Origin of the sequence: Winogradskyella thalassocola, assembly GCF_900099995.1 — a bacterium.
Lineage (GTDB): Bacteria > Bacteroidota > Bacteroidia > Flavobacteriales > Flavobacteriaceae > Winogradskyella > Winogradskyella thalassocola.
Genome location: NZ_FNCZ01000012.1, coordinates 13,719 through 25,590, shown reverse-complemented (window position 1 = coordinate 25,590; position 11,872 = coordinate 13,719). Strand labels below are relative to the sequence as shown.

The 11,872-nt window shown below is 33.8% G+C and carries 11 protein-coding genes; 5 read left to right on the top strand and 6 right to left on the bottom strand.

Annotation, left to right across the window (positions count from 1 at the left end; all coding sequences use genetic code 11):
* The first annotated feature begins 17 nt into the window (after positions 1-17).
* From aroQ to BLT80_RS18440, 3 genes are all read left to right on the top strand, one after another.
* Positions 18-440, top strand: a complete 423-nt coding sequence (gene aroQ / locus BLT80_RS18450; RefSeq protein ID WP_092470949.1) for a type II 3-dehydroquinate dehydratase — start codon at positions 18-20, stop codon at positions 438-440.
* A 62-nt stretch (positions 441-502) separates the two neighbouring features.
* The gene (locus tag BLT80_RS18445; protein WP_092470775.1) at positions 503-985 is read left to right on the top strand and encodes a porin family protein; all 483 of its coding nucleotides are present in this window, start codon (positions 503-505) and stop codon (positions 983-985) included.
* Positions 986-1,167: 182 nt separating this feature from the next.
* Entirely contained in the window at positions 1,168-1,803 is a 636-nt protein-coding gene (locus BLT80_RS18440; protein WP_092470773.1) for a porin family protein, read from the top strand.
* 82 nt (positions 1,804-1,885) lie between these two features.
* Here the strand turns inward: BLT80_RS18440 and lpdA are convergent, their stop codons facing one another.
* Positions 1,886-3,262, bottom strand: a complete 1,377-nt coding sequence (gene lpdA / locus BLT80_RS18435) for a dihydrolipoyl dehydrogenase (protein WP_092470771.1) — start codon at positions 3,260-3,262, stop codon at positions 1,886-1,888.
* Positions 3,263-3,406: 144 nt separating this feature from the next.
* Positions 3,407-3,961, bottom strand: coding sequence for a DUF1572 family protein (locus BLT80_RS18430; protein ID WP_092470769.1), 555 nt, complete (start codon positions 3,959-3,961; stop codon positions 3,407-3,409).
* Positions 3,962-4,172: 211 nt separating this feature from the next.
* Here BLT80_RS18430 and BLT80_RS18425 point away from each other — a divergent pair, with 211 nt between their 5' ends.
* Entirely contained in the window at positions 4,173-4,958 is a 786-nt protein-coding gene (locus BLT80_RS18425) for a DUF6503 family protein (RefSeq protein WP_092470947.1), read from the top strand.
* Here BLT80_RS18425 and BLT80_RS18420 read toward each other — a convergent pair.
* The 4 genes from BLT80_RS18420 to clpB form a co-directional block, all read right to left on the bottom strand.
* A complete protein-coding gene (locus tag BLT80_RS18420; protein ID WP_092470767.1) occupies positions 4,944-5,456 on the bottom strand; it encodes a SixA phosphatase family protein in 513 nt (170 codons plus the stop codon). The genes BLT80_RS18425 and BLT80_RS18420 overlap by 15 nt on opposite strands.
* A 115-nt stretch (positions 5,457-5,571) precedes the next feature.
* On the bottom strand, positions 5,572-6,270 hold the full coding sequence (deoD, locus tag BLT80_RS18415) for a purine-nucleoside phosphorylase (RefSeq protein WP_092470765.1): 699 nt from the start codon (positions 6,268-6,270) through the stop codon (positions 5,572-5,574).
* Between the two features lie 27 nt (positions 6,271-6,297).
* Positions 6,298-6,960 carry a deoxyribose-phosphate aldolase gene (gene deoC, locus BLT80_RS18410; RefSeq protein ID WP_092470763.1) on the bottom strand — a complete coding sequence of 221 codons (663 nt, stop codon included), beginning with the start codon at positions 6,958-6,960 and terminating at the stop codon, positions 6,298-6,300.
* Positions 6,961-7,340: 380 nt separating this feature from the next.
* Positions 7,341-9,947, bottom strand: coding sequence for an ATP-dependent chaperone ClpB (gene clpB / locus BLT80_RS18405; RefSeq protein ID WP_092470760.1), 2,607 nt, complete (start codon positions 9,945-9,947; stop codon positions 7,341-7,343).
* A gap of 291 nt (positions 9,948-10,238) precedes the next feature.
* On the opposite strand from clpB, the gene BLT80_RS18400 reads away from it, so the two are divergent.
* Positions 10,239-11,849, top strand: a complete 1,611-nt coding sequence (locus BLT80_RS18400) for a glycoside hydrolase family 16 protein (protein WP_092470758.1) — start codon at positions 10,239-10,241, stop codon at positions 11,847-11,849.
* Positions 11,850-11,872 lie beyond the last annotated feature (23 nt).

Below are 11,872 nucleotides of genomic sequence, written 5' to 3'. Positions count from 1 at the left end.
ATAATAGATATAAACACATGAAAAAAATAATCATCATCAACGGTCCTAATCTTAATCTATTAGGTAAGCGCGAAACCAATATATATGGTAATCTCACCTTTATGGAGTTTTTTGATTCTGTAGTAGAAAAATATCCTAATGTAACTTTAGAGCATTTTCAGTCTAATATAGAAGGCGAGCTTATAGATAAATTGCAAGAGGTTGGTTTTACTTACGATGGTGTTATTTTAAATGCTGCCGCTTACACGCATACGTCTGTAGGGATTGGTGATGCTGTTAAAGCTATTACAACTCCGGTTGTAGAAGTGCATATTTCTAATACATTCTCAAGAGAAAAATTCAGACATAAATCGTTTATCTCTCCTAATGCTAAAGGCGTCATTTTAGGCTTTGGCTTGCAGAGTTACGAGTTGGCTATAGAGAGTTTTATTTCAAAATAGTAGCAACAACCCAGACCATAAGCAAAAGCGTTCTAACTGTTGCGACTATTAATTTGTTTTATATGAAGAGGTTGATCAAAATACTTTTATTTTTTATTGTAATAACGGGCTCGGTTGGTTTGCAAGCGCAGACTGATTTTGGTATTAAAGGAGGACTCAATTTCACCTTTTTTAATGTTGAAGAAGCTAATTTTGGTGAGAACTCAGATGTACAATTAGGATTTTATGCAGGTTGCTTTGCCGATTTTGAAATAGAAAACGATTTTCATTTACAACCCGAATTACTTTTTATAAGACTTGGAGATTTTAAGTTTTTAAATGCTCCACTTTATTTAAAGTACAATATCAATGATGATTTTAATATCCTTGTTGGTCCGAGTCTTAATTATTTCTTCGATTTTTTTAATGCTAAACTTAAGGTGAGAGCAGATTTAGGATTTGCTTATAATCTAACTTCAAAATTAGATCTACACATGAAATACACCATAGGTTTTGAAGAAATCTCACCGAACGGATTGTTTCTTGGTTTAGGGTATAAATTATAAATTCCATTGTTTTTTTACAAAAGAGTTAACCTTTATAGTAATAGAGTTGACTAGACCATTAAACTTTTACGATTGTTTTTTTGCGAAAACAACAAACTTGTTAAACAGCTGTTAAGCCTTATTGTTACTAGTATTTTGGTTATTAGCTTTGATGCTTTAACCCAAATAAAACAATAACAATTATGAAAAAATTAATAGTTTTTACAGGAGTATTTTTATTTGCTTTAACATCAGTTAATGCGCAATCAGATTCAAAAACGGTTCAGCTAGGAGCCAAGGGAGGTGTCAACTTTTCTAAGATAACAGGTGACGATTTTGAGGATGTGGATGCAAGAACAAGTTTTAATGTTGGTTTAGTTGCCGAAATTCCGCTTTCGGAACGTATTTCCTTTCAGCCAGAGGTTTTTTATTCAGGTCAAGGTTTTGATATTGTACAAGGTGAAGATAGAATTTTTAACGCTAGTGAAGATATCGAATATCAATTAGACTACATCCAAGTTCCATTACTACTTAAAGCTTATTTAGTAAAAGGATTGAGTGTTGAAGCAGGTCCACAGTTTGGATTTAAAATCCATGAAGAATTTGATTCGGAACCAAACTCAGATGGTGGAGATTTAGAAATAGATGAAGATGATTCTTATGTTAAGGATTTCGATACGAGTTTAGCATTTGGTACGTCATATAAGTTTGATGGTGGTTTCTTTATCAGTGCACGTTACACCATGGGATTATCTAGCATATTTAAAGACGATACACTTTTTGAAAATGTAGATGGTAAAAATGAAGTTTTGCAAGTTGGTCTAGGCTTTATGTTCTAGTCTAACAATCAAAAATAATGGTATAAAAAAAGTTCCAGATAATTCTGGAACTTTTTTGTTTTTGTATAAAATATAATTCTAATTATAAGTGTATCACTTCATCATAAGCAGCTGCAACAGCTTCCATAACGGCTTCACTCATGGTTGGGTGAGGATGCACTGTTTTTAATACTTCATGTCCTGTAGTTTCTAACTTACGACCTAAAACAGCTTCAGCAATCATATCGGTAACACCAGCACCAATCATATGGCAACCTAACCATTCTCCATATTTAGCGTCAAAAATCACTTTTACAAAACCATCTTTTGCACCACTAGCACTTGCTTTACCAGACGCTGAGAATGGGAATTTACCAATCTTAACATCTAAACCTTGTGCTTTGGCTTGTGCTTCGGTTAAACCAACACTTGCAATTTCTGGTGAGCAATACGTACAACCAGGAATATTTCCGTAGTCTAAAGCTTCAACATGTTGACCAGCAATTTTTTCTACACAAAGAATCCCTTCAGCAGAAGCAACGTGTGCTAAAGCTTGTCCTGGAGTAACATCTCCAATAGCATAATAGCCAGGAATGTTTGTTTGGTAGAAATCGTTAACCAAGATTTTATCTCTGTCAACAGCAATACCAACATCTTCTAATCCTATATTTTCAATATTAGATTTAATACCAACCGCAGATAATACGATATCGGCTTCTAATACTTCTTCTCCTTTTTTAGTTTTTACAGTGGCTTTAACTCCAGCACCAGAGGTGTCAACAGAAGTCACTTCTGCAGAAGTCATAATCTTAATACCAGATTTTTTAAAGCTACGTTCTAGTTGTTTAGATACATCGTCATCTTCAACAGGTACTATTTTGTCTAAATACTCTACTATAGTCACTTCTGTTCCTAATGAATTGTAGAAATATGCAAACTCTACACCAATAGCACCAGAACCTACAACAATCATCTTCTTAGGTTGTTTTTCTAAAGTCATGGCTTGTCTGTAACCAATTACTTTTTTACCATCTTGTGGTAAACTTGGTAACTCGCGAGAGCGGGCTCCGGTAGCAATTATAATATGATCAGCAGAATATACAGTCCCGTCAACCTCAACTTTCTTTCCGGTTTTTAGGGTTCCAAAACCTTCAATAACGTCAATTTTATTCTTTTTCATTAAGAATTTTACGCCATTACTCATACCTTCAGCAACACCGCGACTACGTTTTACAACAGCGCCAAAATCGTGTTCAGCACCAGAAACTTTAAGTCCGTAATCTTCAGCATGTTTAAGGTATTCAAATACTTGAGCAGATTTTAAAAGGGCTTTTGTCGGAATACAACCCCAATTTAAGCATACCCCACCAAGGCTTTCTTTTTCTACAACAGCAGTTTTAAATCCTAATTGTGATGCTCTAATTGCAGTTACGTAGCCACCTGGACCACTTCCTAATACTATTATATCGTATTTACTCATGAGAAAGTTTTTTTATTGAATTTTTGAAGTTACAAAAATAACAAATTCCAAAAAGAAAATGCCAAATTCCAAAACGTTTAAAGTGCCATATGTGTTTTCTAAGATGATATTTGGGATTTAGTGCTTGTTATTAAAGGATTATAGCTATAAATCATCTGTAAAATGTTTACGCTTTTTATCGTGTTGAAACTTGTCTTTGTTATAAACTTTTGACTGTCCTTTAGGGATTGATAAAGACTCCCAATGTTCTCCTTTTATTAATTTTCCAATAAATACAATCTGACCAACATGATAAGCGTAATGCATCATTTGTCTATTAATGGCCTCAGTTACAGAATGACCTTGATGTCTTATGTAAATAATGTTCTCTAAATCTGATACGTTCAAAGGAGTAATGGCTTCAAATAGACAACTCCAACCTTGATTCCAGGCCGTTAATAATGCTTCTTTAGAATCAAAATTAGCTATAAATTCTTCGTCGCGATGTCTCCATTCTTTTTCACCATCTTCAGTTAAAAAGTTGGTCCATCGACTCAACATATTACCAACAAGATGTTTTACTATTATGGCAATGGAATTTGAATCTTGAGCAAATTCTTTTTTGAGGTCATCAAAAGACAATTGAGCCATCGTTTTGTCTCCAAGAGATTTGTAATATTCAAATTGTTTTATGGTGCTTGTTAAATAACTATTCAAAATATAGAAGTTTAATAATTGGTGTGAGAAGCTTAAAACAGAGTACCAGTAAGTTACATTATGTAGTCCAATAATTAGGATCTAAATAGGGATGTCTTCATCGGAATTTAAAAAATCAATGCGCTATATAAGTGTAAGTTTTATAACGATTTTAAGACTCTTTAGTAAACTAATCTCTAGTTTTACTAATTTACTATTTATAAATGAATTCTTAATGAGAAATTATATTATTGTCCTTTTCGTTGTTTTGCTTTCGAGCTGTAAAAATGAAAACGCTAACACTATTAAAACAGATTTAGAAACGAATCCGAAGACCTTAAAAGCTGATGCTATTATCAGTAAATCTATTGCCGTTTCTGGTGGTGAACGCTTTAAGCAATCGAGTTTAAAGTTTGAATTTAGAGATGTTTATTACCAAGCATTACGTAAAAATCACGAATTCCTTTTGGTACGTGTTTTGGTGAATGAGAAAGATTCTATTTTTGATATGTTGAGCAATGTAGGGTTTGAGCGTTACCATAACGATGCCTTTGTAAAGCTTGAAGATTCAATCGCTAATGTGTATTCTGCTTCAGTAAATTCGGTGCACTATTTTTCGGTATTACCTTATGGATTAAATGATACCGCGGTTAATAAAACGCTTTTAGAAAGTGAACAAATTAAAAACAAGGATTACCATAAGATAAAAGTAACTTTTGATGAGTTAGGTGGAGGAGAAGACCATGAAGATGTTTTTGTGTATTGGGTAAATAAGGAGACTTTTAAGGTCGATTATTTAGCATATTCATACGCTGAAGTTAGTGGTATTGGTATGCGCTTTAGAGAGGCTTATAACGAACGTTACATTAAAGGACTGCGCTTTGTGGACTATAATAACTATAAAACAGAAGACACGTCTATTCCAGTTGAAAATCTTGGAAAGGCTTTTGAAGCGGATCAGTTAAAATTACTCTCTAAAATTGAACTCGAAAATATAACCGTAGATTTAGTTAACAACTAATTCTTCAGATGTTTTACTGTTTTTTGTTATAGTAACTTTATAAAGACCACCGTTAAAATCGTCGGCCATATCGTCATACTTATCTTCACCTAATAAGCCATTTGCAAATTTTGGTGTGGTATTACTATGACCAACAACTAATACCGTTTTGCCTTTTGTTTTTTCCATAAAGGCATCAACTTGTAAATCAGAAGGATTGTAGAACTGAATTTCTAAATTATTTGCTTTTGCAGTTGGTGTAGCGGTTTGCTTTGTTCTGTTGTAATCTGTGGAATATACAGCGTCAAATTTTATGTCCTTAAAATGTTTTGCCCAATTTTCAGCACGCATGAGACCTATATCCGTAAGATTTGGGTTATGGTTAGAGCTGTCCGTTCTATCTTTTTCTGCATGTCTAATTAAATAATAAGTAGAGACATCTTCTTTCTTTTCTGTTTTCTCAGCACAAGAAGGAAATACAAATAATGAAATAAGCCCTATTAGAAGTAATTTTTTCATAATGAATTGGATTAGTGTATGCTAAGATAATATCTTTAGATTAAAGACGGTAATCTAGATATAAAAATTAAGACGATTGATAAATAAGGTATTAAGGTAACTGATTTAAGTTATCCTATGCCAATTCTAACGCAATCTCTATCATGTTTTTAAACGTGGTTTCACGTTCTTTACTTGTTGTGCTTTCACCTGTAACTAAAGAATCTGAAATGGTTAAAATAGCTAAAGCATTTACCTTATGTTTTGCAGCAACCGTATATAGTCCGGCAGCTTCCATTTCTACACACAGTACCCCAAATTCTGACCATTTTTTATAGGCTTCTTTTGTGTCTTCATAAAAGACATCAGAAGATAAAACGTTACCGGCTTTTATCTTGATATTTTTAGCACGAGCGGCTTCTACAGCTTTCATAAATAAGCCAAAATCTGCAGTTGGAGCATAATTGGCACCACCAAATCGCGACTCATTAACACCAGAGTTAGAAGAGGCAGCCATCGCTAAAACGACGTCTCTTATTTTTACATCCTTTTGATAAGAACCTGCACTACCTACTCTTATGAGGTTTTTTACACCAAATTCTGTTATAAGTTCGTTGGCATAAATTGAAATGCTAGGTACTCCCATGCCTGTTCCCATTGTAGAAACGCGTTTACCTTGGTAAGTCCCAGTATAGCCAAACATACCTCTAACTTCATTGAAGCATTTTGGGTCTTCAAAAAAAGTTTCAGCGATCCATTTGGCTCTTAATGGGTCTCCTGGTAATAATATAGTTTCTGCAATTTCGCCTTTTTGGGCTCCGATATGTACACTCATGCCACAAAGTTAAGCAAAGTGATTTAATTAATAGGCAGCAGTTGACACAAGATTATTCATCATTGCAACTCCAGATGAAGCTCCAATTCTATCGACACCTATATCTATATATTTTTGAGCCGTTTCGGCATCTCTAATACCACCTGAAGCTTTAATTTTAAGTTGCTTTCTTACGGTTTTTCTCATTATTTTAACCGCTGTTAGCGTTGCGCCGCTTTTTGAGAAACCTGTAGACGTTTTTACAAAATCAGCTTTAGCATCTATACAGATTTCACAAGCTTTTACGATTTCGTTTTTTGAAAGTTCACTAATTTCTAAAATAACTTTTAGTGTCGTGTTCCCAATAGCGGTTTTAACTTTGCTGATATCTTTGAGCACTGCAAGGTAATTCTTGCTTTTAAGTCTACCAATATTCATTACCATATCAATTTCTGTGGCACCTTGGTCGATAGCTGTTTTAGCTTCAAATATTTTAGCTTCTGTAGACATGGCTCCTAACGGGAAACCGACGACGCTACAGATTTTTACTTCAGATCTACCCAAAGCTTGTTTAGCTAGTAAAACATTACTACTGTTAACGCAAACAGAGTGGAAATTATATTTTAAAGCTTCGTCGCAAAGTTTTAAAACTTCTGCTTCAGTAGCAGATGCACTTAATAAAGTGTGGTCTATGTATTTATTTAATTTCATTTTATTATAAGTAGGGTTATAACATAATTAGCTTTAGTAATTCTCTGAACATGAGGTATTACTAGACAATAATTAAAAAGTCTTAAAGTTTCGTTGGAATTAAATAGCTCGACAAAACTAATCATTTATCCGTTAAAAGGAGTAATAAAAAAAATATTTTATCATGCAGTTCGTCGAATAATTGTTGATAACTCTTAAACTATTTAATTTTTAGGATGATAGAAACTCAATTTAATAAGATTTTTTTCCAATGTTATTTGTTTTATTAATCATTATAAAAAAGGAAGAGCAACACTCCTTTCAAGCGCTTGAAATTTGTGTTGCTCTTAACCAACCAATCAATATAAGGACTATTTAAAATCTATATTGTTACAATGTTATTAAACTTTCTGTGTAACTAAATCACCTTGATTTCTAAAGACGAGCTGTCCATCGAATTCATCAAGTAAAATAATACTGTCTGTAGTAACACGACCAGCTAATATTTCTTTACTCAGTTGATTTAAAACATCTTTCTGTATCACTCGTTTTACAGGTCTTGCTCCGTATTCTGGATTATAACCTTTATCTGCCAAATAACTTACTGCTTCTGGTGTAGCATCAAACGTAATTCCTTGTTTAGCGATCATTTTAGTGATGCCTTTTAGTTGTAAACCTACAATATCAATAATGTTTTCTTTAGATAATGGAGTAAACATTATGGTATCATCAATTCGATTTAAAAACTCTGGTCGTACGGTTTGTTTTAATATGGCCAAAACATCCACTTTTGCCGCTTCAATTGCTGAAGGAATATCCTTTGTAGCTTCAAAACGCTCTTGTATAATCTGGCTTCCTATATTAGAAGTCATTATTATAATAGTGTTTTTAAAATCAGCAACACGTCCTTTATTGTCCGTTAAACGACCTTCATCTAATACCTGTAATAGGATATTGAAGGTATCTGGATGTGCTTTTTCAATTTCATCTAGCAGCACTACAGAATATGGTTTTCTACGAACGGCTTCTGTTAATTGTCCTCCTTCATCATAACCAACATATCCTGGAGGTGCACCAACCAAACGACTTACAGCGTGGCGTTCTTGATATTCGCTCATATCTATACGTGTCATCGCATTTTCATCATCAAACAAATATTCGGCTAATGCCTTTGCTAACTCCGTTTTACCAACACCTGTTGTTCCTAAGAATAAGAAGGTTCCGACTGGCTTTTGTGGGTTTTGAAGTCCTGCTCTAGAGCGACGGACAGCATCACTAACCGCTTCAATAGCTTCTTCTTGTCCAACAACACGTTTATGTAATTCGTCTTCAAGTTTTAGTAATTTTTCACGATCACTTTGAAGCATTTTGGTTACCGGAATTCCAGTCCATTTCGCAACGACTTCTGCAATATCCTCATAAGTTACTTCCTCTTTAATTAAGGATATTTCATTCTGTTCAGATAATTCCTTTTGAAATTTTTCAAGTTGCTCTGTGGCTTCCTTAATTTTTCCATATCGGATTTCAGCTACTTTACCGTAATCACCATCACGCTCTGCGCGCTCAGCTTCAATCTTAAAGTTTTCGATTTCTTGTTTGATATTCTGAACATTATCGACAACTTCTTTTTCAGATATCCATTTCGCATTCAGCTCATTTCGTTCTTCTTTAAGATTTGCTAAATCAGCTTTTAAGCTTTTTAGTTTTGTCTCATCTTTTTCACGTTTAATGGCTTCATGTTCAATTTCAAGCTGCATAATCTTACGATCTAAAACATCTAACTCTTCTGGTTTAGAGTTGATTTCCATTCGTAATTTAGACGCCGCCTCATCCATTAAATCAATAGCTTTATCTGGTAAAAAACGATTGGTAATATAGCGTTGCGATAATTCTACAGCACCAATAATAGCTTCATCCTTAATTTGAACTTTATGGTGTGCCTCATATTTTTCTTTAATACCACGAAGAATAGAAATAGCGCTTTCTGTATCTGGTTCATCAACTTTTACCATTTGAAAACGACGTTCTAAGGCTTTGTCTTTTTCAAAATATTTTTGATATTCATCTATTGTCGTTGCTCCAATAGCTCTTAACTCTCCACGTGCTAAAGCCGGTTTTAAAATGTTTGCAGCATCCATGGCGCCTTGTCCACCACCAGCACCAACGAGTGTGTGAATCTCGTCAATAAATAGAACGATATCTCCGTCACTTTCTGTAACTTCTTTGATAACTGCTTTTAGGCGTTCTTCGAATTCGCCTTTATATTTTGCGCCAGCAATTAAAGCTCCCATATCTAAAGCAAAGATCTGTTTGTCTTTTAGATTTTCTGGAATGTCACCATCAATTATTCTATGTGCTAAACCTTCGGCAATGGCTGTTTTACCTGTTCCTGGTTCTCCGACTAAAATCGGATTGTTTTTAGTTCTACGCGATAAAATTTGAAGTATTCTTCGTATTTCTTCATCACGTCCAATAACAGGGTCTAATTTTCCATCTCGTGCTAATTGGTTTAAATTTTTGGCATATTTACTAAGGGAGTTATAAGTTTCCTCTTGACTCTGAGACGTTACTCGGTCTCCTTTTCTTAACTCTTCAATAGAGGCATTTAAACCTTTTTCAGTAACACCTTGATCTTTTAAAATTTGAGCAATTTTACTTTTAGATTTAAAAATGGCTAAAACCAAATGTTCAATGGATACGAAATCATCATTCATCTTTTTAGCTATGATTGACGCTTCGTTTAAAGTTTTACTAGCTTCACGTGATAGCATAATATCTCCACCTGAAACTTTAGGAAAACTCTCGAGTTCTTTGTCTAATATTTGTTGAAGTATAGACACGTTAACATTCAACTTTTTAAGTAGGAATGGTAATACGTTTTCATCAACATTGAAAAGCGATTTAAAAATGTGCTCATTTTCAATTTGCTGATGACCAAAACCTTGAGCGAGCTGCTGTGCTTGCTGTATGGCCTCTTGCGATTTAATGGTATAGTTATTAAAGTTCATCTTTTATGTTTTTAGTCGTCACTTTGAGGACAGTCGAAATGTCTTTATGACTAGACTAAACTCAAACCAACTTTGTTTTAATTTATTGTTGTGTTCGGTTAACAATGGGCAATTATCTTACCAATATGAAAATGTAGGAATTAAACGACAAAATGTCTGACTAACTACGTTTAGGTATGACGTTTTGGCTGTTTAGAGGTTGGGATTGTGGATTGTATAGTTCATGTATGGGTTGGTTATAGTGTAACTTTCCAATTACATTCTATTTTTGAAAAAAAAGTACTATACATTATGATCAAATTTTACTTCATTCTATTTTCTCTTTTATGTTTAAATCTCAATGCACAGTCTGTAGAAGACGACTTTGAGGGCATTGGAACAATAACCACATGGTTTGGGGATGATTGTGAAATGGATAGTAGTGCTAATAATCCTTATCAGCAAGGCGTTAATGTTTCTAATACGGTTTTAGAATATAATGATATAGGTGGTCAATATGGCAATGTAAGATTTGATGTTAGTACCAATTTCGACTTAACTATAAAAAATAGCTTCAGCCTCAAGATTTATGTGCCTTCTGGTGGAATTACAGGGAATCAAACAAATCAAATCTCATTAAAACTTCAAGATGGTACATTAAGTGAGCCTTGGACAACTCAGAGTGAAATTATAAAACCTATACTTTTAGACCAATGGCAGGAAGTGATTTTTAATTTTGAAACAGATAATTATATCAATTTAGATGTTGGTTCTGTTCCTCCGATTCAAAGAACAGACTTTAATCGTGTTGTGTTGCAAATTAATGGAGAGAATAATACGGATTTGGTTTTAGCGTATATAGATGATATTTTACATTTAGATGTGGTTAGTAACGATCCTGTTTATGACTATTTAGTATGGTCAGATGAGTTTGATGGCAATGGCGCTATTAATTCTTTGAAATGGTTTCATCAGACACAATTACCAAATGGAGACAGTTGGTATAATGGGGAGGTACAACATTATACAAATCGTGAGGATAATTCTTCGGTTAGTGAAGGGGTTTTAAATTTAGTAGCTAAAAAAGAAACGTACACCGACCAAAATGTAACTAAGCAATATACGTCGGCAAGATTAAATTCAAAATTTGCATTTACTTATGGTAAAGTTGAAATTAGAGCAAAGTTACCATCTGGAGTAGGGACGTGGCCAGCAATATGGATGCTTGGTAAAAATATTAATGAATATGGAGCATATTGGGACAATGAAGGTTTTGATACCACATCATGGCCTGCTTGTGGAGAAGTAGATATTATGGAGCATTGGGGACATAACCAAAATTATGTACAAAGTGCAATGCATACACCTTCTAGTTACGGATGTACATTCAATGTAGGTGGGCAAACCGTAAGCACAGCATCTTCAGCATTTCATGTTTATTCTTTAGAATGGTCACCAGAAAAAATGGTATTTGCTATAGATGGCAATGTACATTATACGTATAATCCAGAAGTGAAAGATGCGAACACATGGCCTTTTGATGCGGAACAGTATTTACTACTTAATTTTGCTATTCAATCTAATATAGAGACTGGTTTTACTCAAGATGCTATGGTGGTTGATTATGTTAGAGTATATCAAGAAAGTCCATTGTATGTTGATGATTTTGAATCTACTGAATTGATGTTTTTCTATCCAAATCCGGTAAAAGATGTTTTAAATATCACTTCTCAACAATTTCCAAATAGTAATGCCACATTACAAATCGTTGACCTTAGTGGTCGTTTAGTTTCTGAAAGTCAGTGTCAATTTATAAATGGTAAAATGAATTTTGATGTTTCAAGTTTAAGCGATGGAGTTTATTTCTTATCGCTAAGTTTTGAAAATATTATAACAGATACGTTTAAATTTATAAAGCAATAAGTCTTGTAAGTTTCTAACTTATA

What these genes read in the sequence shown, in the direction of transcription:
- deoC (WP_092470763.1), bottom strand. Translation starts at nt 6,960, where the DNA reads ATGAAATTAAATAAATACATAGACCACACTTTATTAAGTGCATCTGCT.
- deoD (WP_092470765.1), bottom strand. Translation starts at nt 6,270, where the DNA reads ATGAGTGTACATATCGGAGCCCAAAAAGGCGAAATTGCAGAAACTATA.
- BLT80_RS18425 (WP_092470947.1), top strand. Translation starts at nt 4,173, where the DNA reads ATGAGAAATTATATTATTGTCCTTTTCGTTGTTTTGCTTTCGAGCTGT.
- BLT80_RS18400 (WP_092470758.1), top strand. Translation starts at nt 10,239, where the DNA reads ATGATCAAATTTTACTTCATTCTATTTTCTCTTTTATGTTTAAATCTC.
- lpdA (WP_092470771.1), bottom strand. Translation starts at nt 3,262, where the DNA reads ATGAGTAAATACGATATAATAGTATTAGGAAGTGGTCCAGGTGGCTAC.
- BLT80_RS18445 (WP_092470775.1), top strand. Translation starts at nt 503, where the DNA reads ATGAAGAGGTTGATCAAAATACTTTTATTTTTTATTGTAATAACGGGC.
- aroQ (WP_092470949.1), top strand. Translation starts at nt 18, where the DNA reads ATGAAAAAAATAATCATCATCAACGGTCCTAATCTTAATCTATTAGGT.
- clpB (WP_092470760.1), bottom strand. Translation starts at nt 9,947, where the DNA reads ATGAACTTTAATAACTATACCATTAAATCGCAAGAGGCCATACAGCAA.
- BLT80_RS18420 (WP_092470767.1), bottom strand. Translation starts at nt 5,456, where the DNA reads ATGAAAAAATTACTTCTAATAGGGCTTATTTCATTATTTGTATTTCCT.
- BLT80_RS18440 (WP_092470773.1), top strand. Translation starts at nt 1,168, where the DNA reads ATGAAAAAATTAATAGTTTTTACAGGAGTATTTTTATTTGCTTTAACA.